General features: G+C 56.1%; 23 protein-coding genes, 1 pseudogene and 1 riboswitch. Of the genes and pseudogenes, 10 read left to right on the top strand and 14 right to left on the bottom strand.

Translation table 11 applies throughout. The annotated features are described in order from the left end of the window. Nucleotides 1-53: 53 nt before the first annotated feature. Genes MKS11_RS25655 through nudC form a run of 4 tightly spaced genes read right to left on the bottom strand, consistent with a single transcriptional unit; the run spans nt 54 to nt 3,249 of the window. The gene (locus MKS11_RS25655) at nt 54-644 is read right to left on the bottom strand and encodes a YjaG family protein (RefSeq protein ID WP_004206742.1); all 591 of its coding nucleotides are present in this window, start codon (nt 642-644) and stop codon (nt 54-56) included. A gap of 42 nt (nt 645-686) precedes the next feature. Further along, a complete protein-coding gene (gene nfi / locus MKS11_RS25650) occupies nt 687-1,358 on the bottom strand; it encodes a deoxyribonuclease V (protein WP_004206743.1) in 672 nt (223 codons plus the stop codon). Between the two features lie 12 nt (nt 1,359-1,370). Next, nucleotides 1,371-2,435, bottom strand: a complete 1,065-nt coding sequence (hemE, locus tag MKS11_RS25645) for a uroporphyrinogen decarboxylase (protein WP_004206744.1) — start codon at nt 2,433-2,435, stop codon at nt 1,371-1,373. 40 nt (nt 2,436-2,475) lie between these two features. Beyond that, entirely contained in the window at nt 2,476-3,249 is a 774-nt protein-coding gene (nudC, locus tag MKS11_RS25640) for an NAD(+) diphosphatase (protein ID WP_004206745.1), read from the bottom strand. A 93-nt stretch (nt 3,250-3,342) separates the two neighbouring features. Between nudC and MKS11_RS25635 the strand changes: the two genes are divergently transcribed. From MKS11_RS25635 to MKS11_RS25590, 10 genes are all read left to right on the top strand, one after another. Next, the gene (locus tag MKS11_RS25635; RefSeq protein WP_004206746.1) at nt 3,343-3,840 is read left to right on the top strand and encodes an Rsd/AlgQ family anti-sigma factor; all 498 of its coding nucleotides are present in this window, start codon (nt 3,343-3,345) and stop codon (nt 3,838-3,840) included. Between the two features lie 53 nt (nt 3,841-3,893). Beyond that, nucleotides 3,894-4,017: riboswitch (TPP riboswitch) on the top strand. An 84-nt stretch (nt 4,018-4,101) separates the two neighbouring features. Further along, complete coding sequence (gene thiC / locus MKS11_RS25630) at nt 4,102-5,997, top strand: phosphomethylpyrimidine synthase ThiC (RefSeq protein ID WP_053810882.1); 1,896 nt, start codon at nt 4,102-4,104, stop codon at nt 5,995-5,997. Continuing rightward, nucleotides 5,997-6,632, top strand: a complete 636-nt coding sequence (thiE, locus tag MKS11_RS25625) for a thiamine phosphate synthase (RefSeq protein WP_087771430.1) — start codon at nt 5,997-5,999, stop codon at nt 6,630-6,632. Before thiC ends, thiE begins: the two co-directional genes overlap by 1 nt. Further along, complete coding sequence (gene thiF, locus MKS11_RS25620) at nt 6,625-7,380, top strand: thiazole biosynthesis adenylyltransferase ThiF (RefSeq protein WP_064178655.1); 756 nt, start codon at nt 6,625-6,627, stop codon at nt 7,378-7,380. Before thiE ends, thiF begins: the two co-directional genes overlap by 8 nt. After that, the gene (thiS, locus tag MKS11_RS25615; RefSeq protein ID WP_017901114.1) at nt 7,364-7,564 is read left to right on the top strand and encodes a sulfur carrier protein ThiS; all 201 of its coding nucleotides are present in this window, start codon (nt 7,364-7,366) and stop codon (nt 7,562-7,564) included. Before thiF ends, thiS begins: the two co-directional genes overlap by 17 nt. 1 nt (nt 7,565) lies before the next feature. After that, the gene (gene thiG / locus MKS11_RS25610) at nt 7,566-8,336 is read left to right on the top strand and encodes a thiazole synthase (RefSeq protein WP_017901113.1); all 771 of its coding nucleotides are present in this window, start codon (nt 7,566-7,568) and stop codon (nt 8,334-8,336) included. After that, on the top strand, nt 8,333-9,466 hold the full coding sequence (gene thiH, locus MKS11_RS25605; protein ID WP_017901112.1) for a 2-iminoacetate synthase ThiH: 1,134 nt from the start codon (nt 8,333-8,335) through the stop codon (nt 9,464-9,466). Before thiG ends, thiH begins: the two co-directional genes overlap by 4 nt. Nucleotides 9,467-9,782: 316 nt before the next feature. Further along, entirely contained in the window at nt 9,783-11,315 is a 1,533-nt protein-coding gene (locus MKS11_RS25600; RefSeq protein ID WP_017901111.1) for a sensor domain-containing diguanylate cyclase, read from the top strand. A gap of 172 nt (nt 11,316-11,487) precedes the next feature. Further along, entirely contained in the window at nt 11,488-11,793 is a 306-nt protein-coding gene (locus tag MKS11_RS25595) for a PTS sugar transporter subunit IIB (protein ID WP_002884150.1), read from the top strand. 3 nt (nt 11,794-11,796) lie between these two features. After that, nucleotides 11,797-12,114 (top strand): PTS lactose/cellobiose transporter subunit IIA, encoded by a 318-nt coding sequence (locus MKS11_RS25590; RefSeq protein ID WP_004206755.1) that lies wholly within the window; start codon nt 11,797-11,799, stop codon nt 12,112-12,114. A gap of 43 nt (nt 12,115-12,157) precedes the next feature. Here MKS11_RS25590 and dcuB read toward each other — a convergent pair whose 3' ends face one another. From dcuB to tuf, 10 genes and pseudogenes are all read right to left on the bottom strand, one after another. Next, the gene (dcuB, locus tag MKS11_RS25585; protein ID WP_008808003.1) at nt 12,158-13,498 is read right to left on the bottom strand and encodes an anaerobic C4-dicarboxylate transporter DcuB; all 1,341 of its coding nucleotides are present in this window, start codon (nt 13,496-13,498) and stop codon (nt 12,158-12,160) included. 397 nt (nt 13,499-13,895) lie between these two features. Continuing rightward, complete coding sequence (gene rpoC, locus MKS11_RS25580; protein WP_004206757.1) at nt 13,896-18,119, bottom strand: DNA-directed RNA polymerase subunit beta'; 4,224 nt, start codon at nt 18,117-18,119, stop codon at nt 13,896-13,898. 76 nt (nt 18,120-18,195) lie between these two features. Continuing rightward, nucleotides 18,196-22,224, bottom strand: a complete 4,029-nt coding sequence (gene rpoB / locus MKS11_RS25575) for a DNA-directed RNA polymerase subunit beta (RefSeq protein WP_004206758.1) — start codon at nt 22,222-22,224, stop codon at nt 18,196-18,198. A gap of 324 nt (nt 22,225-22,548) precedes the next feature. Beyond that, complete coding sequence (rplL, locus tag MKS11_RS25570) at nt 22,549-22,914, bottom strand: 50S ribosomal protein L7/L12 (RefSeq protein WP_002884142.1); 366 nt, start codon at nt 22,912-22,914, stop codon at nt 22,549-22,551. Nucleotides 22,915-22,980: 66 nt separating this feature from the next. After that, entirely contained in the window at nt 22,981-23,478 is a 498-nt protein-coding gene (gene rplJ, locus MKS11_RS25565) for a 50S ribosomal protein L10 (RefSeq protein ID WP_001207203.1), read from the bottom strand. A 289-nt stretch (nt 23,479-23,767) separates the two neighbouring features. Then, a complete protein-coding gene (rplA, locus tag MKS11_RS25560) occupies nt 23,768-24,472 on the bottom strand; it encodes a 50S ribosomal protein L1 (protein WP_002884036.1) in 705 nt (234 codons plus the stop codon). A 3-nt stretch (nt 24,473-24,475) separates the two neighbouring features. Then, nucleotides 24,476-24,904 carry a 50S ribosomal protein L11 gene (rplK, locus tag MKS11_RS25555; protein ID WP_002884034.1) on the bottom strand — a complete coding sequence of 143 codons (429 nt, stop codon included), beginning with the start codon at nt 24,902-24,904 and terminating at the stop codon, nt 24,476-24,478. Between the two features lie 156 nt (nt 24,905-25,060). After that, complete coding sequence (nusG, locus tag MKS11_RS25550; protein WP_001287521.1) at nt 25,061-25,606, bottom strand: transcription termination/antitermination protein NusG; 546 nt, start codon at nt 25,604-25,606, stop codon at nt 25,061-25,063. 1 nt (nt 25,607) lies between these two features. After that, the gene (secE, locus tag MKS11_RS25545) at nt 25,608-25,991 is read right to left on the bottom strand and encodes a preprotein translocase subunit SecE (RefSeq protein WP_002883772.1); all 384 of its coding nucleotides are present in this window, start codon (nt 25,989-25,991) and stop codon (nt 25,608-25,610) included. A gap of 336 nt (nt 25,992-26,327) precedes the next feature. Then, nucleotides 26,328-26,587, bottom strand: a pseudogene (tuf, locus tag MKS11_RS25540) (elongation factor Tu); the annotation flags it as partial.

Here is a 26,587-nt window from a genome sequence, read left to right as displayed (position 1 = left end):
GAATGGAAGCCTTCAGACGCTACAATTCAGGCGGTAAATCACGTTTTCTGGTCTCACTGCTGAAAATTTATACCAATATTGCTCTCACCAGCCTCACGCAGGTCCGCGCGCAGGCCTTTTATCAGCTCAAGGTCACGCTCTTCGCAGTCGGCCAGCAGGCGGAAAATTTCCCACTGAATGTCCCATTCCTGCTCTACCGCCGGGTTCGCTTTCAGCTCTTCGTCGGTCATTTCGCGACCTTCCTGGGTCATTTCCAGCATCGCCACGGTGGTGATGGAGGTTTTGCTCACCTCGATCGCGTGCTCGAGCGTTTCGCCGCTCAGACGTGAATGGATCAGTTCGCTCAACGCCACGCAGGCGTCTATGGCCGGATAAACACCGTACAGGTCGAAATCATCTGCCGCCGGGATCGCCTCTTCCAGTTTCTCCAGCTGACTATCGAAATTCACCTTCGCATCTTTGACCGTCAGCGTTTCCCAGATCAGATCCAGGATACGACGGTACAGCTGGCCGTCGCCAAACTCGGTTTGCTTGCAGAACATCGCGTAGTTGGGGTACATACGCTCGCACAGGCAGGCCATAAAAGTGACATGCTGCCAGCTTTCCAGCTTCTCCAGGCGCAGGTGAATCGGGTTTTGTAACATGATGAATTCTCGAAGTCAGAAATTAGGCGCAGTGTACCTGAATCAGCTGTGATTTGCTTGCCAACGCACAAACGACGGACGGCGGGAAGCCACCGCATCGGCCCAGCGCGTCGGTTCGGGCAGACGATAGCCTCGCATGCAGCGTTCGACCCACATTAAAGCGCTGTCCATGCCTACCCGGTGGCCGGTGCTAATAAACAGCGGGTTGCAGCGCACTTTGCTGCGCCAGACCCAGGCCAGTTGCTCATTTTTATCCATCAGCGGGGCCAGCGCACCGGGCTCATCACCCAGGTCGCCGATTTTGCCGCACAGCCGTTTTTTCGCCACCCCGATGGTCGGCACGTCGATCATCAGGCCAAAATGGCTGGCGACGCCCAATCTCCGGGGATGAGAAATGCCGTGGCCGTCAACAAACAACAGGTCCGGTTTTTGCGAAAGCTGCTCCCACGCCGCCAGCAGCGCAGGGGTTTCGCGAAACGAGAGAAAGCCGGGAATATAGGGCATGGAAGTGGCGACGCGCGCCACCTGATACTCCACCAGCTCCAGTTCAGGCCAGGTCAGCAGCACCATCGCAGCCCGGGTGATCTCCCCTTCCTGCTCAAACCCGACATCCGCGCCGCCGATCAACGTCGGTGGGTCACGATCCAGTCGATCCGCGCGCTCTACCGACGCGGCTAACTGTTGCTGCTGGATACGGAGTGCGGCTAAATCCATATGGCTGATCTCCTACTGGTGATAGGGTGCGGAAAGACGATGCACCGCTTCAACAAAGACGCCCGCATGCTCAGGGTCAACGTCCTGATGGATGCCGTGGCCGAGGTTAAAGACGTGGCCTTCCCCCTGACCAAAGCCGGCGAGGATGGTCGCGACTTCTTCTTCAATACGCGCGGGGGGCGCATAGAGCATGGACGGATCCATGTTGCCCTGCAGCGCGACTTTGTCGCCCACGCGACGACGGGCATCGGCAATATCGGTGGTCCAGTCGAGACCCAGCGCGTCACAGCCGGTCTCCGCCATCGCTTCCAGCCACTGACCGCCGCCTTTGGTGAACAGGGTCACCGGCACGCGGCGGCCTTCGTTTTCCCGCAGCAGGCCATCGACGATTTTATGCATATAGTAGAGGGAAAACTGCTGATAGTCGCGACCGGTCAGCACCCCGCCCCAGGTGTCAAAAATCATTACTGACTGCGCGCCGGCTTTGATCTGCGCGTTGAGGTACAGGGTGACGCTCTTCGCCAGTTTATCCAGCAGCGCGTGCAGCGCCTGCGGTTCGGCGTACATCATCTTTTTGATGACGGTGAAAGCCTTACTGCTGCCACCTTCCACCATGTAGGTCGCCAGCGTCCATGGGCTACCGGAAAAACCGATCAGCGGCACTTCGCCTTTCAGTTCACGGCGAATGGTGCGCACGGCATTCATCACGTAGCCCAGTTCCTGCTCGGGATCCGGGACTGGCAGCTTGTCGACGTCGGCTTTGCTTTTCACCGGCGAGGTGAAGCGCGGGCCTTCGCCTGCCTCAAAGTACAGCCCCAGCCCCATGGCGTCCGGGATGGTCAGGATGTCCGAAAAGAGGATCGCCGCGTCCAGCGGATAACGACGCAGCGGCTGGAGCGTCACTTCGCAGGCCAGCTCGGCATTTTTACACAGCGACATAAAGTCGCCCGCTTGCGCACGGGTGGCTTTGTACTCCGGTAAATAGCGGCCCGCCTGGCGCATCATCCACACCGGGGTGACATCAACCGGCTGACGCAGCAGCGCGCGCAGGTAACGATCGTTCTTCAGTTCGGTCATTTTTACATTCCTTTAGCGTTGATACGCCCAGTGTAACATGTCACTCGAACTCTGCCCGACACATCGCGACGGTATCTTCGATAAGCCGGCGCGCCACCGTACCTGGCGGCGGCAGAAGCGGCAGATCGTCATAGCGGTACCAGTCCGCGCTGAGTAACTCTTTTTTATCCACCACGATATCGCCCTCTGCGTAATCCGCCATAAAGGCAGTCATCAGCGACTGGGGGAACGGCCAGGGTTGAGAAGTCACGTAGCGCAGATTTTTCACCTTGATACCGCTCTCCTCCATCACCTCACGGGCGACCGCCTGCTCAAGGGTTTCGCCAACCTCGACGAACCCGGCCAGCACGGTGTGTACCCCATTACGATGTCGGGTATGTTGCGCCAGCAGGATCGCATCGTCGCGACGGATAGCGACGATAATGCACGGGGCGATTTGCGGGTAGTAACGTTCACGGCAGTGGCTGCACAGCATCGCCCATTCACTTTTACTGGCATGCATCGGGTGGCCGCAGTAGCCGCAAAATTTATGCGATCGGTAAAATTCGGCAAGCTGGATCCCTCGCCCCGCCAGCTGGAATAGACCCGGATCCTGATCCAGCACCTGGCGTAACGATCCCATGTCATGGCGGCGATCCTGGCGCACCATCCAGACGGGCTCCCCCTGCCATTCGCCAATATGCAGCGCATGCTGGCCGACAAGATCGAAATTAACCGCTTCGCCATGTGGTAATTCTCCACCAGGCAACCATAATTTTTGTTCGTGACTGACAACCCACCAGCCGCGATCTAATTTTTCAATAATACGATCCATATCTATTGCACTACCTTTGCTTCACTGGCATGTTGTTAACATTATATTTACATTTTGGTGAGCAGATTTAAATCAAAACTAGCGGAGTCAATCATGCTAAACCAGCTGGAAAATCTGACGGAGCGCGTTGGCGGTAGTAATGAACTGGTCGATCGCTGGCTACAAGTGCGTAAGCATCTGCTCGTGGCTTACTACAATCTGGTTGGCCTGAAACCGGGCAAAGAGTCGTTTATGCGGCTAAACGAAAAGGCGCTGGATGACTTTTGCCAAAGTCTGGTGGATTACCTCTCGTCCGGTCATTTTAGTATTTATGAACGCATTATTGGCGAAATGGAAGGCGATACCCCACTTTTAGCCGCCACCCGGCTTTACCCGCAGCTGGAAGCCAATACCCAGCAGATGATGGACTACTACGATACCTGCCTCGAAAACGCCATTGATCATGATAACTACCTTGAATTTCAGCAGGCGCTGTCGGATATCGGCGAGTCGCTGGAAGCGCGTTTCGCCCTGGAAGATAAACTGATCGCCCTCGCCGTCGCCCATCACCTGAGCGATGAGGTGCGCGATAATATTGCCCCGACCGCTTGAGTTGTGCGCAATTAACGAGTAGTTTACCTCCATTCCCCCTCCCCGGAGGGGATGTCATCTTGTCGGAGTGCTTATTTTCCATGTGAAGGCTACATGGAAAAGGCTGAGACCGTTAATTCGGGATCCGCGGAACCTGATCAGGCTAATACCTGCGAAGGGAACAAGAGTAAACTGCTGTTCGCGTCAGTCCGTCAGGGCCGATCGCATCTGTTACTCCATCCGTCGTCTGACAAGCCATGTCCTTTATATCTGGAATGCGCTATGTCTACTACCAAACTGACCCGTCGTGAGCTACGCGAGCACGCGCAGCGATTTATCGATACGCTGGAAGGCGCTGCTTTTCCTAATTCGCTCCGTATCTACATTCAAGGTTCACAAGCGGATATCCGCGTCCCAATGCGTGAAATCCAGCTCAGCCCGACCCTCGTCGGCGGCGATAACGATAACCCCCATTACGAAGCCAACGAACCGATCCCGGTGTATGACACCTCCGGGCCTTATGGCGACCCGGATATTGGCATTGATGTCCGCCAGGGGCTGGCCAGGCTGCGCCAGCCGTGGATCGACGCACGTAATGACTGCGCCCCGCTCAGCGAACGCAGCTCGGCCTATACCAAAGCGCGGCTGGCCGATGACGGCCTCGATGAGCTGCGCTTCAATAGCCAGCTGACGCCAAAACGCGCCGTTGCCGGCAAATGTGTTACCCAACTGCACTACGCCCGCCAGGGGATCGTCACCCCGGAGATGGAGTTCATCGCCATACGCGAAAACATGGGCCGTGAACGTATTCGCAGCGAAGTTCTGCGCCAGCAGCATGCCGGAGAAGGCTTCGGCGCCCGCCTGCCGGAAAACATTACCCCCGAGTTCGTCCGCGATGAAGTGGCCGCCGGGCGCGCCATCATCCCGGCCAATATCAACCACCCGGAGTCTGAGCCGATGATTATCGGGCGCAACTTCCTGGTAAAAGTGAATGCTAATATCGGCAACTCGGCGGTGACCTCCTCCATCGAAGAAGAGGTCGAGAAACTGGTCTGGTCTACCCGCTGGGGCGCCGATACGGTGATGGATCTCTCTACCGGCCGCTATATCCACGAAACCCGCGAGTGGATCCTGCGTAACAGTCCGGTCCCCATCGGCACTGTGCCGATTTACCAGGCACTGGAGAAGGTCAACGGCATCGCCGAGAACCTCACCTGGGAAGTCTTCCGCGATACCCTGCTGGAACAGGCCGAACAGGGAGTCGACTACTTCACCATTCACGCCGGCGTACTGCTGCGCTACGTCCCGATGACCGCGAAGCGTCTGACCGGCATCGTCTCGCGCGGCGGCTCGATCATGGCCAAATGGTGTCTGTCGCACCATCAGGAAAACTTCCTCTACCAGCACTTCCGCGAAATCTGCGAAATCTGCGCCGCCTATGACGTTTCGCTGTCGCTGGGCGATGGCCTGCGCCCCGGCTCCATTCAGGATGCCAACGACGAAGCACAGTTCTCCGAGCTGCGCACCCTCGGCGAGCTGACGAAAATCGCCTGGGAGTATGACGTGCAGGTGATGATCGAAGGTCCCGGCCACGTGCCGATGCAGATGATCCGCCGCAATATGACCGAAGAGCTGGAGCACTGCCACGAAGCGCCGTTCTACACCCTCGGGCCGCTCACCACCGACATTGCGCCGGGCTACGACCATTTCACCTCCGGCATCGGCGCGGCGATGATCGGCTGGTTCGGCTGCGCCATGCTGTGCTATGTCACGCCGAAAGAGCATCTCGGCTTGCCCAACAAAGAGGATGTGAAGCAGGGGTTGATTACCTACAAAATCGCCGCCCACGCCGCTGACCTGGCGAAAGGCCATCCAGGGGCGCAGATCCGCGATAACGCCATGTCGAAGGCACGCTTCGAATTCCGCTGGGAAGACCAGTTTAACCTCGCGCTGGATCCGTTCACCGCTCGGGCCTATCACGATGAAACCCTGCCGCAGGAATCCGGCAAAGTTGCCCACTTCTGCTCCATGTGCGGTCCGAAGTTCTGCTCAATGAAGATCACTCAGGAAGTCCGCGACTACGCCGCCAGGCAGGCCATCGACGCCGGCATGGCCGATATGTCGCATCACTTCCGCGCCCGCGGCGGCGAAATCTACCTGAAACAGGAGGAAGTCTGATGTATCAGCCTGATTTTCCACCCGTCCCGTTTCGTCTCGGGCTCTACCCGGTAGTGGACAGCGTGGCGTGGATTGAACGCCTGCTCGAAGCTGGAGTACGCACCCTTCAGTTACGCATCAAGGACCGACGCGACAGCGAGGTGGAGGATGACGTCATCGCCGCCATCGCCCTTGGCCGCCGCTATCACGCCCGGCTGTTCATTAACGATTACTGGCGACTGGCGATCAAGCACCAGGCCTACGGCGTACATCTCGGACAAGAAGATCTGGAAACCACCGATCTGAGCGCCATCCGCAAAGCCGGGCTACGTCTTGGCGTCTCCACCCATGACGATATGGAGATTGATATCGCCCTGGCGGCGCGTCCCTCTTACATCGCTCTGGGTCACGTCTTCCCGACGCAAACCAAACAGATGCCCTCCGCGCCGCAGGGACTCGAGCAGCTTGCCAGACATATCCAACGCCTGGCGGATTACCCCACCGTGGCGATCGGCGGAATTAGCCTTGAAAAGGCCGCGGCGGTGCTGGCGACCGGCGTCGGCAGCATCGCAGTGGTCAGCGCCATCACCCAGGCGGCGGACTGGCGGGCAGCGACCGACCAGCTGCTGGCGCTGGCAGGAGCGGGCGATGAATGATCACGACTTTATGCGCTATAGCCGCCAGCTGCTGCTGGAGGATATTGCCATCGAGGGTCAGCAGAAGCTGTTAGCCAGCCGGGTGCTGATTATCGGCCTTGGCGGGCTGGGCTCCCCGGCGGCGCTCTATCTGGCCGGGGCTGGCGTCGGGACGCTGACCCTGGCCGATGACGACGCCGTGCATCTCAGCAATCTGCAGCGGCAGATCCTGTTCACCAGCGCGGATATCGATCGGCCAAAAGCCGCGGCGGCAAAGACGCGGCTCAGCCAGCTAAATCCGCAGATCACACTGGTTGCGCTCCAGCAGCGCTTAAGCGGCGAGGCGCTGCGCGCCGAGGTGGCGAAAGCGGACGTGGTGCTGGACTGTACCGATAACATGGTCACCCGCCAGGCGATCAATGCCGCCTGCGTGGCCCTCGACATCCCGTTAGTGACCGCCAGCGCCGTCGGCTTCGGCGGTCAGCTGATGGTGCTCACCCCGCCCTGGACGCAGGGTTGCTATCGCTGCCTGTGGCCGGATAGCGACGAACCGCAGCGCAACTGCCGCACCGCGGGGATCGTCGGTCCGGTGGTCGGCATGATGGGCACGCTGCAGGCGCTGGAGGCGATTAAGCTGCTCAGCGGCATGACGACGCCGCGCAACACTCTGCGGCTGTTCGACGCCCGCACCAGCAACTGGCGTAACCTGGCGCTACAGCGTTCCCGGGACTGCCCGATTTGCGGAGGGCGGCATGCAGATCTGGTTTAACGACGAGCCGCTGGCGTGCGCCGACCATCTCAGCGTCAGCGCCCTGCTGACCCAGCTCGAACAGCTGCAGCCGGGCGTCGCGCTGGCGCTCAATCAACACATTCTGCCGCGCGACCGGTGGGAAGATCATCTCTTGCAGGAAGGCGATCGAGTCCTGCTTTTTCAGGTTATCGCTGGAGGCTGACATGTTACGTATTGCAGACAAAACCTTTGAATCCCATCTTTTCACCGGTACCGGCAAATTCGCCGCCCCGGAGGTGATGGTTCAGGCGATTCGCGCCTCGGGCAGCCAGCTGGTCACCCTGGCGATGAAGCGCGTCGATTTACGTCAGCACAATGACGCCATCCTCGCCCCGCTGTTGGCGGCGGGAGTCAGCCTGCTGCCGAATACCTCGGGCGCCAAGACAGCGGAAGAGGCGGTGTTTGCCGCCCGCCTGGCGCGGGAAGCCTTGGGCACCCACTGGCTGAAACTGGAGATCCACCCGGACGCCCGCTGGCTGCTGCCCGACCCGATTGAAACCCTGAAAGCGGCGGAGCTGCTGGTCCGCGAAGGGTTCGTGGTGCTGCCCTACTGCGGCGCCGACCCGGTGCTGTGTAAACGGCTGGAAGAGGCTGGCTGCGCGGCGGTGATGCCCCTGGGCGCGCCGATCGGCTCCAATCAGGGGCTGGAAACCAAAGCCATGCTGGAGATTATTATCGAGCAGGCGACGGTGCCGGTGGTGGTCGACGCCGGCATCGGCGTCCCAAGCCATGCGGCGCAGGCGCTGGAAATGGGCGCGGACGCGGTGCTGGTCAATACCGCTATTGCCGTCGCCGACGATCCCGTGGCCATGGCCCACGCTTTCCGTATGGCGGTCGAGGCCGGCTTGCTGGCCCGTCAGGCCGGACCGGGGGCGCGCAGCGCGCAGGCGCAGGCCACCAGCCCGCTCACCGGATTCCTGGAGGCGCTGGCATGAAAACCTTCAGCGATCGCTGGCGGCAGCTGGAGTGGGACGACATCCGCCTGCGCATCAACGGTAAAACCGCCGCCGATGTCGAACGGGCGCTGGCAGCCAAACAGCTGACCCGCGACGACATGATGGCCCTGCTTTCGCCAGCGGCGGCCGGGTATCTTGAACCTCTGGCCCAGCGCGCGCAGCGGCTTACCCGTCAGCGCTTCGGCAATACCGTCAGCTTCTACGTGCCGCTGTATCTCTCCAACCTGTGCGCCAACGACTGCACCTACTGCGGCTTCTCGATGAGCAACCGCATTAAGCGCAAGACGCTGGATGCCGCCGAGATTGCCCGCGAGTGCGCCGCGATCCGCGACCTGGGCTTTGAGCATCTGCTGCTGGTGACCGGTGAGCATCAGGGCAAGGTGGGAATGGATTATTTCCGCCAGCACCTGCCGGCAATCCGCAGCCAGTTTGCCTCGCTGCATATGGAGGTGCAGCCGCTGGCGACCGACGAGTATGCCGAGCTGAAAACCCTGGGGCTCGACGGGGTGATGGTCTATCAGGAGACCTATCACGAAAGCATGTACGCTCAGCACCACCTGAAAGGGAAAAAGCAGGATTTCTTCTGGCGGCTGGATACGCCGGATCGCCTGGGCGAGGCGGGGATCGATAAGATCGGCCTTGGCGCGCTGATCGGCCTTTCCGACAGCTGGCGGGTGGACTGCTTTATGGTCGCTGAGCACCTGTTATGGCTGCAGCAACGCTACTGGCGCAGCCGCTATTCGGTCTCCTTCCCGCGTCTGCGTCCCTGCGCCGGCGGCATTGAACCGGCCTCGCTAATGGATGAGCGTCAGCTGGTGCAGACCATCTGCGCCTTCCGCCTGCTGGCGCCGGAGGTTGAGCTGTCGCTATCCACCCGCGAATCCCCCTGGTTCCGCGACCGGGTGATCCCGCTGGCGATCAATAACGTCAGCGCCTTCTCCAAAACCCAGCCCGGGGGTTACGCCGACGACCATCCGGAGCTTGAGCAGTTCGCGCCGCACGATGGCCGTCGGCCTGAAGAAGTCGCCAGCGCGCTGGCTGCCCGCGGCCTGCAGCCGGTGTGGAAAGACTGGGACAGCTGGCTGGGACGCGCCTCGCAAACCTCATGATGTACAGTGTAAGCGCCTGATATTTTTGCGCGCCTGCACGAGAGATGAAAAACGGAGGCTGGCCCGCCAGGCGCCCTTTTTCTATTCTGCCCGGGTCAGCAGCGGACGCTGACCAGGGCGAACCTTTTCTTCCTCATTTTCGCCCTGCCTCTCCGCGCTGATCGAGGGCCTGTACATTGTCGCCGAATATAAATCACGATACATGAAGGCCTCAGAGTTATAATTGAGCAATAGTTAACTGATTCGATCGGCAGGCGTCGCAGTCGCAACCTGCGTTCGGACCCATGGTTTATACATCCGGGACGATTAACGATTCATGGCTCTACACAACAGAAAGCTCTCTTTCACGACGCCGATCGTCGTGGGGTTTGCCGGCATCTTGCTCAGTTTTATGCTGATCGCTATTTTTGTCACCCTGGCGCAGCGAAAAGATTTTCTTGAAGATTATCACGACATTAACCGCAACTTTACCCACAACCTGGCGATCAACTACACGGAAACCCTGCTGCGGGAAAATGATTTTATCCTTGGGCGCGCGGTCGCCTTCTTTGCCCGCAATGACGAACTGAATCGCGCAGTCAATGTGGAACCGGAGAAAGGGTTAACGACGCTGATGCAGTTACAGAACATGATGCCGAGCGTCTCATCCATCTCGCTGGCGGATACCGAGGGCCACTATCTGCGCGCCCCGGAGGTGCTGGAAAATGAAGACAGTCAGGCTTTCGATCCCAGAACGCGGCCCTGGTTTATCAAACAGGCGGAAGCCAGCACCTTCAGCCACTACACCAGCCCATATATGGATTTTTTTACCCACCATCCGACGATTACCATTTTCAAACCCATCATCACCCCGGAGGGGAAACTCAAGGGCAGCCTGGCCTTTCATCTCGATCTCACCTCCATGGGGTTCGCGCTGCGCCAGATGGTGGCCCCCGTACAGGGCGAGTTTTTTGTGGTGCAGCGTGATGGCAAAGTGGTCCTGCACTCCGACCCTGGCGCACTGTTTAAACCCTTCGTCAGTAATGAGCTGATGGATAAAATGACCAGCGGCGAGGGGCAGCTTTACGATCCCGGGAGCGACACCTGGTATTACTATTACTCCTTTACCAATCCCGACTGGTTTGTGATTTTCCGTGTCGATAACACCACCCTGGTCAATCTGACGCGCCATGAAACCAATTTAGTGATCGGCGGTTTTGCCCTCGCGGCGATCATCATCATCCTGTTCGGCCTTTATCTGCGTCATGCCTCCCGCACCGTGCTGATGAATATCATCAATGCGATTAAAACCGGCGACGTCAAACGCGCCCCCCGCCTCGAGGCGATGCTGAGTAAAGCCATTGAAACTAATAAGCAGCGCGAGCTGACCTACGTCCGCCAGGCGACCATCGACGCGCTCACCGGCTGCAAGAACCGCCGCGCCTTCGATAGTGATATTGCCGCGCTGATGAACGATCATCAGCCGTTCGCCCTCGCGCTGGTCGATATCGATAACTTCAAATCGATCAACGACACCTGGGGTCACCTCAACGGCGATATCGTTCTGCGAAACGTCGCCCGCGAAGGACTGCAGGTCCTCCAGCCGCTGGAGATATCCCTCTATCGCTATGGTGGCGAAGAGTTCGCGGTGGTCTTTCCTGCCGAACATATTGATAACGCCCGCACGCTGCTGGAAACATGGCGGGTAAACGTCGAACGGCGCACCTGGCGCGAAGATGGCCTGACGGTCACCTTCAGCGCCGGGCTGGGGGAATGGAACATGGAGCCGCTGGATAAGCTGGTGGTGAGCGTCGATGAAGCGCTGTACAAAGCCAAACAGCAGGGTAAAAACCGCATCCTGCGCGCCTAGGGCTTCAGCGCCGCAACCGCCCACTTCGGTGGGCTTTTTTATTTTTTCCGACAAAAATGAAACCGGTTTCAATTTTTGTGTGATGACTTACACACAATCACGGTAAAGCGGTTGTCGCATCGCCAGGGCCGCGATAAAGATAGGACATCACGGAACACAAGGGCCACTGACTATGAAGAATATCGTTTTGTGCTGTGCCGCCGGTATGTCTACCAGCATGCTGGTTCAGCGTATGCAAGATGCCGCGCAGAAGAAAGGTGTTGAAGTCTCCATCAAGGCCGTACCGGTCGCCGAGTTTAAAGATAATCTGGCCGCCGCCGACATTATTCTGCTCGGCCCGCAGGTGAAATATGAGCAGGCGAAGCTTCAGGCGCTGGCCGACCCGTTCGGCAAAAAGGTCGCGGTGATCGATATGATGGACTACGGCATGATGAAAGGTGATGCCGTTCTGGATAAAGCCCTTAAGATGCTGGAGTAATCGATGGAAGATTTAGAAACGATCATCATGGAGCTGCTGGTTAACGCGGGTTCTGCGCGCAGCGCGGCGCTCACGGCGCTACAGCTGGCGCGGAAAGGCGATTTTGCCGCAGCGGAGCAGGCCATGGCCGAGTCCCATGAGTTCGTCAAACATGCGCATAAAATTCAGACCCAGCTTATCGGCCTGGATGAAGGCAGCGGTAAGTTACCGGTCAACCTGATCACCGTGCATTCTCAGGACCATCTGATGAACGCCATGGTCATTCAGGATCTGGCGACCGATATGATTGAACTATACCGTCGCCTGCCCCTCGCGCAATAATCTCTCGAATTAAACGGGCGTCGCTGCCGGCGCCCGTCCCCGCTTACAGAAAGCCGTACATCGCCGCGAATACCCAGCCAAACACGCAGGAGACGCCAACGCCGATGAGCCCGGGCAGGATAAAGCTGTGGTTAATCACAAAGCGGCCAATATGGGTGGTCCCTGAGCGGTCAAACTGGATCGCCGCCAGATCGCTTGGGTAGGTCGGCAGTATATAGTAGCCATAGCAGGCCGGCGCAGAAGCCACGATATAGGCCGGATCAACGCCGATGGCCAGGGCCACCGGAACAATCGCCGCCAGCGCTGCCGCCTGCGAGTTCACAAACTTCGAAACCAGCAGCAGAACGATGGCATAGGCCCATGGATACTCTTTGACCATCTCCCCGAGCACGCCTTTAATCTCGGTCATGTGCGCGCCAAACATGGTCTCCGCCATCCAGGCGATGCCGTACACCGCGACGATAGCGATCATTCCCGAACGAAAGACCTCATTTTTGGAAATCGATGCCGGGTTGGTTTTAGTAATGATGATGATCAGCGCCCCGGAAAGCAGCATAAACATCTGGATCACCAGCACCATCGACAGCGGTTTACCGTCAAAGGCCGGACGCAGTTCAGAGAAGGCGCCAAGCAGCGCCACCACAGCGATGGAGGCCAGAAAAATCCACATCGCTATCCAGTTGCTGGTGGGCAGCTTTTTATCCAGCAGCGTCGCCGTATCGCCATAGACGTAATGGCGGTTCTCCGGTACCGCAATAAACGCCTGGAAGGCTTCGTCTTTATCCAGATCTTTGCCGCGGAACCAGCTGAAGATGCCAATCGCTAAAATGCCCAGCAGCGTGGACGGAATGGTTATCGCCAGCAGATCGAGAAACTCCAGATGTTTACCGTTAAAGGTAAAATTCCCCAGCATCGCCACCAGCGAAACCACCGCCACTGAGACCGGGCTGGCGATGATCCCCATCTGGGCGCCAATGGAGCTGGCGGCCATCGGACGCTCCGGGCGAATGTTATTCTTAATCGCCACATCGTAGATAATCGGCAGGATGGTATACACCACGTGACCGGTACCGCAGAGGATGGTCAGCGTGCAGGTGACGAAAGGCGCCACAATAGAGACATATTTTGGGTTACGCCGCAGCAGCTTCTCAGCAATCTGCAGCATGACATCCAGACCGCCGGATGCCTGCAGCGTCGCCGAGGCCGCCACCACCGCAATGATCACCAGCATCACATCAACCGGCGGTTTGCCCGGCTGGAGATGAAAAACAAAAACGAGGATCACCAAACCGATGCCGCCCAGCAGCCCCAGCGCAATACCGCCTTTTCGGGCACCGTAAAACAGACAAATTAAGATAATAATGAGTTGTATCGCGAATTCCATGCAGCCCCCAGAGCCTGTCCGCTCAGACCTAAAGTAATGATCCATACCTGTCTGCCGGGGTTATTTCTGCGCCTTGTTGGGGGAAGCATGAGATGCAGCGTTCCCTCTCCAGAGCCGTCGCGCCGAAGATAAAGCAGCAGCAGTAATCCCATGATTCATCAGGTATTTTGAATATATCCTCTTTGAATTGATTATTTTTTGATATGAGTAGAAGTTTTACCCATATATAAAGAAAGGTTTTTGAGATGATAGATTAATGGATATTTTGTATGAATTAATTGCTAAAAATTGCAGCCTGGATATGGCGTAAATGTAATTAAAGACGGGTGCTGCGGAGAACAGGCAATAAAAAAGCCGGTCAGGAAACCTGACCGGCTTTTCAGCAGTGCATCAACGATTAATCGTTGTCAGAACCGCCCAGACCTGCGTTCAGCAGCTCTGCCAGGTTGGCAGATGCTTCTTCCACGCTCACCTGCGGTGCCGCCGGCAGTTCGCCAGCAGCGCGACGGCGCATACGATCCTGGTGGTACGCATAACCGGTACCGGCCGGGATCAGACGACCCACGATGACGTTCTCTTTCAGACCGCGCAGTTCGTCGCGTTTGCCCGCAACGGCTGCTTCGGTCAGCACGCGAGTGGTCTCCTGGAACGATGCCGCGGAGATGAAGGACTCGGTGGCCAGAGACGCTTTGGTGATACCCAGCAGATCGCGGGAGAACGTTGCGCCCACTTTGCCGTTCGCTTCCAGTTCGCGGTTCGCGATCTTGACGCGGGAGTATTCCACCTGCTCGCCTTCGAGGAAGTCGGAGCTGCCTGCGCTTTCGATGGTGGCTTTACGCAGCATCTGACGAACGATAACTTCGATGTGTTTATCGTTAATCTTAACGCCCTGCAGACGGTATACGTCCTGGACTTCGTTAACAATGTAACGGGTCACAGCATGTACGCCACGCAGACGCAGAATGTCGTGCGGCGCTTCCGGACCGTCGGAAACCACGTCACCACGTTCTACACGTTCACCTTCGAACACGTTGAGCTGACGCCATTTCGGAATCATCTCTTCGTACGGTTCGCTACCGTCTACCGGGGTGATAACCAGGCGACGTTTCCCTTTGGTTTCTTTACCGAAGGAAATGATACCGCTGATTTCAGCCAGGATTGCCGGCTCTTTCGGACGACGTGCTTCGAACAGGTCCGCAACGCGCGGCAGACCACCGGTGATGTCCTTGGTACCGCCGGATTCCTGCGGAATACGCGCCAGGGTGTCACCAGAGCTGATCTGTACGCCATCTTCCAGCTGAACAATCGCTTTACCCGGCAGGAAGTACTGAGCCGGCATATCGGTACCTGGGATCAGAACGTCGTTGCCCTGAGCATCAACGATTTTCAGCGCCGGACGCAGATCTTTACCACCTGCGGTACGTTCTGCAGAGTCCAGAACCACCAGCGAAGACAGACCAGTCAGTTCGTCGGTCTGACGAGTAATGGTCTGGCCGTCGATCATGTCAGTGAAGCGGATGAAACCGCTGACTTCGGTGATAACCGGCATGGTGTGCGGATCCCAGTTTGCGACGGTTTCACCGCCGGCAACCTGCTCACCGTCGCCTTTCGCCATAACCGCACCGTAAGGCACTTTATAGCTCTCTTTGGTACGACCGAATTCGTCGATCAGTTTCAGCTCGGTGTTACGGGAAGTGATAACCAGTTTACCGCTGGAGTTCACAACCGACTTCGCGTTGCTGAGCTTGATGCTACCTTTGTTTTTCACCTGGATGCTGGATTCAGCAGCCGCACGAGATGCCGCACCACCGATGTGGAACGTACGCATCGTCAGCTGTGTACCCGGCTCACCGATGGACTGTGCCGCGATAACGCCGATAGCCTCACCTTTGTTGATGATGTGGCCACGCGCCAGGTCACGACCATAGCAGTGCGCACATACACCAAAGTCGGTGTCACAGGATACAACGGAACGCACTTTGACGGAGTCAACGGAGTTCGCTTCCAGCAGGTCACACCAGTGCTCGTGCAGCAGCGTGTTGCGTGGAACCAGAATATCCGCGGTACCCGGCTTCAGCACGTCTTCCGCAGTCACACGACCCAGTACGCGATCGCGCAGCGGCTCTTTAACGTCGCCACCTTCGATAACCGGCGTCATGGTGATGCCTTCCAGGGTGCCGCAGTCGTCTTCAGTGACGACCAGGTCCTGGGCAACGTCGACCAGACGACGAGTCAGGTAACCGGAGTTCGCTGTTTTCAGTGCGGTATCCGCCAGACCTTTACGCGCACCGTGCGTGGAGATGAAGTACTGGAGTACGTTCAGACCTTCACGGAAGTTCGCGGTGATCGGCGTTTCGATGATGGAGCCATCCGGCTTCGCCATCAGACCACGCATACCGGCCAGCTGACGAATCTGTGCAGCAGAACCACGCGCACCGGAGTCGGCCATCATGTAGATGCTGTTGAAGGAAACCTGCTGTTCTTCCTGACCGTCACGGTTAATCACGGTTTCGGTTTGCAGGTTATCCATCATCGCTTTGGATACACGATCGTTCGCCGCAGCCCAGATATCGATAACTTTGTTGTAGCGTTCGCCCGCGGTCACCAGACCGGACTGGAACTGTTCCTGAATCTCAGCAACTTCCGCTTCCGCTTCGCTGATGATTTCGTATTTTTTCTCCGGGATGACCATGTCATCGATACCAACGGATGCACCTGAACGCGCTGCGTAAGCAAAGCCGGTGTACATCGTCTGGTCCGCGAAAATAACGGTCGGTTTCAGGCCCAGAATACGGTAACAGGTGTTCAGCATCTTGGAGATCGCTTTCTTACCGAGCGCCTGGTTCACGATAGAGAACGGCAGACCTTTCGGTACGATCATCCACAGAATGGCACGGCCAATGGTCGTGTCTTTCAGGCTGGTTTTCGCGACAAACTCACCATTGTCGTCTTTTTCGTATTCAGTGATACGCACTTTAACGCGCGCATGCAGAGAGGCCAGGCCGGCGCGATAAATACGCTCAGCTTCTTTCGGGCCAGTCAGCACCATGCCTTCGCCTTTGGCGTTAACACTGTCACGGGTCATGTAGTACAGACCCAGTACAACGTCCTGAGACGGAACGATGATTGGTTCGCCGTTCGCCGGGGACAGGATGTTGTTGGTAGACATCATCAGCGCACGCGCTTCCAGCTGGGCTTCCAGCGTCAGCGGTACGTGAACAGCCATCTGGTCACCATCGAAGTCGGCGTTGTATGCCGCACAAACCAGCGGGTGCAGCTGGATGGCTTTACCTTCGATCAGAACCGGTTCGAATGCCTGAATACCCAGACGGTGCAGGGTCGGCGCACGGTTCAGCAGAACCGGGTGTTCGCGGATCACTTCGTCCAGGATATCCCAAACGACAGCTTCTTCGCGCTCAACCATCTTCTTAGCGGCTTTGATGGTGGTGGCCAGGCCACGCAGTTCCAGCTTGCCGTAGATGAACGGTTTGAACAGCTCCAGCGCCATTTTCTTCGGCAGACCGCACTGATGCAGACGCAGGTATGGACCTACGGTGATAACAGAACGACCGGAGTAGTCAACGCGCTTACCGAGCAGGTTCTGACGGAAACGACCCTGTTTACCTTTGATCATATCGGCCAAAGATTTCAGAGGACGTTTGTTAGAACCGGTGATCGCACGACCGCGACGACCGTTGTCCAGCAGGGCATCTACCGCTTCCTGCAGCATACGTTTTTCGTTGCGTACGATGATATCCGGCGCAGCCAGATCCAGCAGACGTTTCAGACGGTTGTTACGGTTGATCACGCGACGATACAGATCGTTGAGGTCAGACGTCGCGAAACGACCGCCATCCAGCGGAACCAGCGGACGCAGATCTGGCGGCAGTACCGGCAGAACGGTCAGGATCATCCACTCCGGCTTGTTGCCAGACTGTACGAAGGCTTCCAGCAGCTTAATGCGCTTGGTCAGCTTTTTACGCTTGGTTTCGGAGTTGGTTTCGTTCAGCTCTTCACGCAGCTGCTCGCACTCCTGCTCCAGATCCATATTGCGCAGCAGCGCCTGGATCGCTTCCGCACCCATCTTCGCGTCGAATTCGTCACCGAACTCTTCCAGCGCGTCCAGGTACTGTTCTTCCGTCAGAATCTGGTTGCGTTCGAGGTTGGTCATGCCACCTTCGATAACCACATAGGATTCAAAGTACAGTACACGTTCGATATCGCGCAGCGGCATATCCAGCAGCAGGCCGATACGGGACGGCAGAGATTTCAGGAACCAGATGTGCGCAGTCGGACATGCCAGCTCGATGTGGCCCATGCGCTCACGACGCACTTTAGTCTGGGTCACTTCAACGCCGCACTTCTCACAGATCACACCGCGGTGTTTCAGGCGCTTGTACTTACCGCACAGGCACTCATAGTCTTTTACCGGCCCAAAGATACGGGCGCAGAAAAGGCCGTCACGCTCAGGTTTGAACGTACGGTAGTTAATGGTTTCCGGCTTTTTAACTTCACCGAAAGACCATGAACGGATCATGTCTGGCGAAGCCAGAGCAATTTTGATCGCATCAAACTCTTCGGTTTTAGTTTGCGCTTTCAGAAACTTTAATAAGTCTTTCACGGATTTGCTCCCGTCGGAGTTAGCACATTCCGCTGCCGGGCGTTAACCCGGCAGCAGTGACCTGTTTGAGCGAGAATTACTCGTCTTCCAGTTCGATGTTGATGCCCAGCGAGCGAATTTCTTTCAACAGTACGTTGAAGGATTCCGGCATGCCCGGTTCCATCTGGTGATTGCCGTCCACGATGTTTTTATACATCTTAGTACGACCGTTCACGTCATCAGACTTAACGGTGAGCATTTCCTGCAGGGTGTAAGCTGCGCCGTATGCTTCCAGCGCCCACACTTCCATCTCACCGAAGCGCTGACCACCGAACTGCGCCTTACCACCCAGCGGCTGCTGAGTAACCAGGCTGTAAGAACCGGTGGAACGCGCGTGCATTTTGTCGTCGACCAGGTGGTTCAGTTTCAGCATGTACATGTAACCCACGGTTACCGGACGCTCGAACTGCTCACCGGTGCGGCCGTCGAACAGGGTGATCTGACCGGAAGTCGGCAGGTCGCCCAGCTGCAGCAGCGCTTTAATTTCCGCTTCTTTCGCACCGTCGAACACCGGCGTTGCGATCGGCATACCTTTACGCAGGTTTTCAGCCAGACGCAGAACTTCTTCATCGCTGAAGGTATTCAGGTCAACTTTCTGACGAACGTCAGCGCCCAGATCGTAGGCACGCTGGATGAACTCGCGCAGTTTCGCGACTTCCTGCTGCTGTTTCAGCATGGCGTTGATCTTATCGCCGATGCCTTTCGCAGCCATACCCAGGTGAGTTTCCAGGATCTGACCGATGTTCATACGAGACGGTACGCCCAGCGGGTTGAGGACGATATCTACCGGCGTACCGTTAGCATCGTGCGGCATATCTTCGATCGGGTTGATCTTAGAGATAACACCCTTGTTACCGTGACGGCCCGCCATCTTGTCACCAGGCTGGATACGGCGTTTAACGGCCAGGTATACCTTAACAATCTTCAGCACGCCAGGTGCCAGATCGTCGCCTTGGGTGATTTTGCGGCGTTTCGCTTCGAGTTTTTTCTCGAACTCGTGTTTCAGTTCGTCGTACTGCTCAGCCAGCTGTTCCAGCTGATTTTGTTTCTCTTCGTCGGTCAGGCCCAGTTCCAGCCAGCGATCGCGCGGCAGTTTGTCGAGCTTCTCAGCTTCAACGCCACCGGAGACCAGCACCGCGTAGATACGACTGAACAGACCGGCTTCGAGGATCTGCAGTTCTTCAGACAGGTCTTTTTTGGCCTGCTTCAGCTGCATCTCTTCGATTTCCAGCGCACGTTTGTCTTTTTCTACGCCGTCACGGGTAAAGACCTGAACGTCGATAACGGTACCAGAGACACCGTTCGGTACGCGCAGAGAGGAGTCTTTAACGTCAGACGCTTTCTCACCGAAGATCGCACGCAGCAGTTTCTCTTCCGGCGTCAGCTGGGTTTCACCTTTCGGCGTAACCTTACCAACCAGAATGTCGCCGCCGGTCACTTCCGCACCGATATAAACGATACCGGACTCATCCAGTTTGGAGAGCGCAGCTTCACCCACGTTCGGGATGTCAGCGGTGATCTCTTCCGGCCCCAGCTTGGTGTCACGGGACACGCACGCCAGTTCCTGAATGTGGATAGTGGTGAAACGGTCTTCCTGGACAACACGCTCGGAAACGAGGATGGAGTCTTCGAAGTTGTAGCCGTTCCACGGCATGAACGCTACGCGCATGTTCTGACCCAGCGCCAGCTCACCGAGGTCGGTGGACGGGCCGTCGGCCAGCACGTCGCCGCGCTCAATAGGTTCGCCCAGGGACACGCAAGGCATCTGGTTGATGCAGGTGTTCTGGTTAGAACGGGTGTACTTAGTCAGGTTATAGATGTCGATACCTGCTTCGCCCGGGTACATCTCGTCTTCGTTAACTTTGATAACGATACGGGAGGCATCCACGTACTGAACAGTACCGCCACGTTTAGCCACCGCAGTAACACCGGAGTCGACGGCCACAGCACGTTCCATACCGGTACCAACCAGCGGCTTATCAGCGCGCAGAGTCGGAACGGCCTGACGTTGCATGTTTGCACCCATCAATGCACGGTTGGCGTCATCGTGTTCCAGGAACGGGATCAGGGACGCACCGACGGATACCACCTGCTGGGTGGATACGTCCATGTAGTCAACCTGGTCACGGCTGAACAAGCTGGATTCGCCTTTGCTACGGCAGGTCACCAGGTCTTCTACGAAGTGGCCGTTTTCATCCAGGTTGGAGTTCGCCTGAGCGATAACGTAGTTGCCTTCTTCGATAGCAGACAGGTAGTGAATTTCGTCAGTAACCACACCGTCGGTCACTTTACGATACGGCGTCTCAAGGAAGCCATATTCGTTGGTCTGCGCGTACACGGACAGGGAGTTGATCAGACCGATGTTCGGACCTTCAGGCGTTTCGATTGGACATACGCGACCATAGTGAGTCGGGTGTACGTCTCGAACTTCGAAGCCTGCGCGCTCACGGGTCAGACCGCCTGGGCCGAGTGCGGAGATACGACGTTTGTGCGTGATCTCAGACAGCGGGTTGTTCTGGTCCATAAACTGAGACAGCTGGCTGGAACCAAAGAACTCTTTCACTGCTGCGGAAATCGGCTTGGCGTTGATCATATCCTGAGGCATCAGGGTATCCAGATCGCCCAGAGACAGACGCTCTTTCACCGCACGCTCTACACGTACCAGGCCAACGCGGAACTGGTTCTCCGCCATTTCGCCAACGGAACGGATACGACGGTTACCGAGGTGGTCGATATCGTCCACTTCGCCTTTACCGTTACGGATATCGATGAGCTTCTTCATCACTTCAATGATGTCGTCTTTGCTCAGGATACCGGAACCTTCGATTTCGTCGCGCAGCAGAGAACGGTTGAACTTCATACGACCAACCGCGGACAGATCGTAGCGGTCTTCGGAGAAGAACAGGTTCTCAAACAGGCTTTCAGCGGCTTCACGAGTCGGCGGCTCGCCAGGGCGCATCATGCGGTAGATTTCTACCAGCGCGCTCAGACGATCGTTAGTCGGGTCGACGCGTACCGTTTCAGAGATGTATGGACCGTGGTCCAGATCGTTAGTGAACAGCGTTTCGATGCGCTTGTGGCCAGACTGGCTCAGCTTAGCCAGCAGATCCAGGCTCAGCTCCATGTTCGCCGGGCAGATCAGTTCGCCAGTCGCTTCATCGATATAGTCTTTAGCCGCCACTTTGCCCGCGATATATTCAACCGGCACTTCGATATGCTTGATATCGTCTTTTTCCAGCTGACGGATATGGCGAGCCGTGATGCGACGGCCTTTCTCAACGTACACTTTGCCGTTGGCTTCGATATCGAAGGAGGCGGTTTCACCGCGCAGACGCTCCGGAATCAGCTCCATCTGCAGCTTGTTGTCGCGAATTTCAAAGACCACTTTTTCGAAGAACAGGTCAAGGATCTGCTCAGTGGTGTAATTCAGCGCGCGCAGGATGATGGTAGCCGGCAGCTTACGACGACGGTCGATACGAACGAACAGGTTGTCTTTCGGGTCGAATTCGAAGTCCAGCCAGGAACCGCGGTAAGGGATGATACGTGCGTTATACAGAACCTTACCGGATGAGTGAGTCTTACCTTTGTCACTGTCAAAGAAGACGCCCGGGCTACGGTGCAGCTGAGAAACGATAACACGCTCGGTACCGTTGATGACGAAGGTACCGTTGTCGGTCATGAGCGGGATTTCGCCCATGTAGACTTCTTGTTCTTTAATGTCTTTGACGGTGCCTTCCGGCGCTTCGCGCTCGTAGATCACCAGACGCAGTTTTACGCGCAGCGGTGCAGAGTAAGTCACGCCACGGATCTGACATTCTTTAACGTCAAAAACCGGTTCGCCCAGACGGTAGCTGACGTATTGCAGCTCGGAATTACCGCTGTAGCTCTGAATCGGGAACACGGAACGGAAAGCAGCTTCCAGACCGTACTGCCCTTCAGGATCTTGCTCGATAAACTTCTGGAACGAGTCAAGCTGGATAGAAAGGAGATATGGCACATCCAGAACTTGTGGACGTTTACCAAAATCCTTACGAATACGTTTTTTCTCGGTATAGGAGTAAACCATAGGGTTCCTCAGCTCGCTGACAAGTCGACCCATCTGCCCGCAGAGGGCAGTTTTTTATGCAACACTATTTTGTTGACCGGAAAATGGAACACTTTCCGCAATGCCTGTTGCTATCACGCTTAAACCATTTCATTGCGATTTACACAGCCCAGGAACCCTAACCTGTCGCAGTATATTAAGTCGTCGATAGAAACAAGCATTGAGAGGCAAACCAGTAGTCAAACAGCGTGAAACGCTACTGGCGCCTTACAGCGCAAAAAGGCTGGTGACCAAAAAGTCACCAGCCTCAGCCTGATTTCTCAGGCTGCAACCGGAAGGGTTGGCTTATTTAACTTCAACTTCAGCGCCAGCTTCTTCCAGAGATTTTTTCAGAGCTTCAGCGTCGTCTTTGCTGATGCCTTCTTTCAGTGCAGCCGGAGCAGATTCTACCAGGTCTTTAGCTTCTTTCAGACCCAGGCCAGTCGCGCCACGTACTGCTTTGATAACAGCAACTTTGTTAGCGCCAGCAGCTTTCAGAATTACGTCGAATTCAGTTTTTTCTTCAGCAGCTTCAACCGGGCCAGCAGCTACAGCTACAGCAGCAGCAGCGGAAACACCGAATTTTTCTTCCATTGCAGAGATCAGCTCAACAACGTCCATTACGGACATAGCGGATACTGCTTCAATGATTTGATCTTTAGTGATAGACATTTAAATTGTTCCTGAATATCAGAATAAGTTTATACGTAAGCGAATGCTTTACAAAGATAACTGCGATTAAGCAGCTTCTTTCGCATCGCGTACAGCAGCCAGAGTACGAACCAGTTTGCCAGCCGAAGCTTCTTTCATGGTTGCCATCAGGCGTGCAATTGCTTCTTCGTAGGTCGGCAGAGTTGCCAGGCGGTCGATCTGCGACGCCGGGATCAGCTCACCTTCAAAGGCAGCGGCTTTGACCTCAAATTTTGCATTCGCTTTCGCGAACTCTTTGAACAGACGAGCAGCAGCGCCCGGGTGTTCCATAGAGTATGCAATCAGGGTCGGACCAACAAACGTGTCTTTCAGGCACTCGAACTGAGTACCTTCAACGACGCGGCGCAGCAGGGTGTTACGAACAACACGCATGTATACGCCAGCTTCACGACCTGCTTTACGCAGTTCAGTCATTTTATCTACAGTTACGCCACGGGAATCCGCAACTACTGCAGACAGCGCGCCTTTGGCTACTTCGCTGACTTCAGCAACAATCGCTTGTTTGTCTTGAAGATTTAAAGCCATTAGCTTTGCTCCTGGATGTTTGCCAGAGCCTATGCTCTGGAACTCACTTCACTCAATTCAACGAAAAGAGCGTCTAAATACGGTGAGCAGAAACAAGCCAGAATATCCAAAAATAATCTTAGCGTTCTGTCACCGTCTACGCAGGGCATTAAGTTTCTTGCGAAACACCTGCGGTCTTCGACGGAGGTCTGGATAGGCCAGACTCCAACGAACAATTCGGTTACCTGCTAACCTTAGTTAGCAAACGTGGGCGAAGATTGTAGACAAAATCACCGCCCACGTAAAGGCATTAGTTTGCAGAAGCGTTCAGGCCAGCCTGATCTACTGCAACACCTGCACCCATGGTGGTGGAGATGCTAACTTTCTTGATGTACACGCCTTTCGCCTGAGTCGGTTTTGCTTTTTTCAGCGCAACCAGCAGAGCTTCCAGGTTTTCTTTCAGTTTGTCAGCGTCAAAGTCCACTTTACCGATGGTGGTGTGGATGATGCCGTTTTTGTCGTTACGGTAACGAACCTGACCTGCTTTCGCGTTTTTAACCGCTTCAGCAACGTTCGGAGTTACAGTACCCACTTTCGGGTTCGGCATCAGGCCACGCGGACCCAGAACCTGGCCCAGCTGGCCAACAACGCGCATTGCATCCGGAGAAGCAATAACAACGTCAAAGTTCATTTCGCCTTTTTTGATCTGCTCAGCCAGATCTTCCATACCTACCAGCTCAGCGCCTGCAGCTTTAGCAGCTTCAGCGTTTGCACCCTGGGTAAATACGGCTACGCGAACGGAACGGCCAGTACCGTGCGGCAGTACAGTTGCGCCACGGACGTTCTGGTCAGATTTACGAGCGTCGATGCCGAGGTTAACGGCAACGTCTACGCTTTCGGTAAATTTAGCGGTGGCCAGCTCTTTCAGCAGAGCGATGGCTTCGTTGATGTCGTACTGTTTAGTTGCATCAACTTTCTCACGGATCACGCGCATGCGCTTGGTCAGTTTAGCCATTTCTTAGTCCTCCACTACCAGGCCCATGGAACGTGCAGTACCTTCGATGGAGCGAGTCATCGCTTCAATGTCGGCACCAGTCATGTCGGCAGCTTTGGTCTGCGCGATTTCCTGCAGCTGAGCGCGGGAGATTTTACCCACTTTATCTTTGTTCGGCTTACCGGAACCAGACTTGATGCCCGCAGCTTTCTTCAGCAGAACAGCAGCCGGCGGAGTCTTGGTAACAAAGGTAAAGGAACGGTCAGCGTAAACGGTGATAACAACCGGGATCGGCAGACCTTTCTCCAGGGAATCAGTTTTGGCGTTGAACGCTTTGCAGAATTCCATGATGTTCACGCCCTGCTGACCCAGTGCTGGGCCGACCGGCGGGCTCGGGTTCGCCATACCAGCTGCAACCTGCAGCTTGACGTAGGCTTGGACTTTCTTAGCCATTCTTAAATCCTCAAATTGGGTATTAACGCTTCAGAGAAGCTCCCCGTGATTAAACATCGTTTTACGGGCCGGGCCCATAAAAACAAAAGGCGCGAAATTGTATGCCAATTTCGCGCCCTATGCAACGATTAAATCGCTGCTTTTTTGATCGCCGGCTTACGCCTTCTCAACCTGGCTGAAGTCCAGTTCTACCGGAGTCGCACGACCGAAGATAGAAACGGAAACTTTCAGGCGGGACTTCTCATAGTCCACTTCTTCAACCACACCGTTAAAGTCAGCGAACGGACCGTCGTTAACGCGAACCATTTCGCCCGGTTCAAACAGCGTTTTCGGACGCGGCTTATCGCCAACCTGCTGCAGACGATTCATGATGGCGTCGACTTCTTTGTCGCTGATCGGCGCCGGACGGTCAGAGGTACCGCCGATGAAGCCCATCACGCGCGGCACGCTGCGCACCAGGTGCCAGCTTGCGTCGTTCATGACCATCTGGACCAGAACGTAGCCTGGGAAGAATTTACGTTCGCTTTTGCGACGCTGGCCGCCACGGATCTCAACCACTTCTTCGGTCGGGACCATGACTTCGCCAAATAACTCTTCCATGTTGTGTAATTTGATATGTTCACGCAGCGACGTGGCTACGCGACCTTCAAAACCGGAAAACGCCTGAACGACGTACCAGCGCTTTTTAGGAGCTTCAGACATCTCAGAACCTCAGGCCAGTGATAAAGGAGACCAGGCGAACCAGAATACCATCCAGTCCCCACAGGATCAGTGACATTACTGCAGTCACAGCAGCAACAATCAGCGTAGTATGCAGCGTTTCCTGGCGAGTCGGCCAAATCACTTTACGAACTTCGGTTCTCGCTTCGCGAGCAAAAGCAACGGTCGCCTTACCTTTCGTCGTCAACAGCGCGACGCCACCGGCAGCAGCAATAAGAATAACCACGGCCAGCGCACGCACCGCCAGCATAATGTCGCGATAAAGGAAGTTGCCCACGATCGCCACGATCAGCAGCACGGCAACGATAATCCACTTCATCGCTTCCAGGCCGCGCCCGCTCCCTTGAGCTTCGGTATTCGCACTCATAAACCAACCTGTCAGAAGTATTCTACAAACAATTTCACCCCGCGGGGGCGAGGCGATCCAAACCGAAATTAAGTTTCGGATTATACACTTAACTATTCAAATTGCTTCAACGCTGACGGTTTTGTCGCCCCTGCCCTGCTAACGCAAAGGAGGATGCTGATTGCCGTCGCACTATCGCTCGAATGGTTTGGTGTATAAACGCCCTCTTCAGAGCCTGTCTCAGCAATGATTATGACAAATAAAATCACTGATGAGCCAGGTTCTGGTGTGAAAGCGTGCAAAAAGGGCATCAAATGATGCCCTTTTATTGCGCATTGCGTCAAATGTTATCAGCGATTAGCCGAGAACTTTAGCAACCACGCCCGCGCCAACGGTACGACCGCCTTCACGGATTGCGAAACGCAGACCATCGTCCATCGCGATCGGGTGGATCAGGGTAACAACCATTTTGATGTTGTCGCCCGGCATGACCATCTCTACGCCTTCCGGCAGTTCGATGGTGCCAGTCACGTCAGTTGTACGGAAGTAGAACTGCGGACGGTAGCCTTTGAAGAACGGAGTATGACGGCCGCCTTCGTCTTTGGACAGAATGTACA

Source organism: Klebsiella sp. K5-45 (genome assembly GCF_030128605.1).
GTDB classification, from domain to species: domain Bacteria; phylum Pseudomonadota; class Gammaproteobacteria; order Enterobacterales; family Enterobacteriaceae; genus Klebsiella; species Klebsiella quasipneumoniae.
Note: the sequence above shows the minus strand (reverse complement) of the source record. Positions and strands in the feature narration are given on the sequence as shown.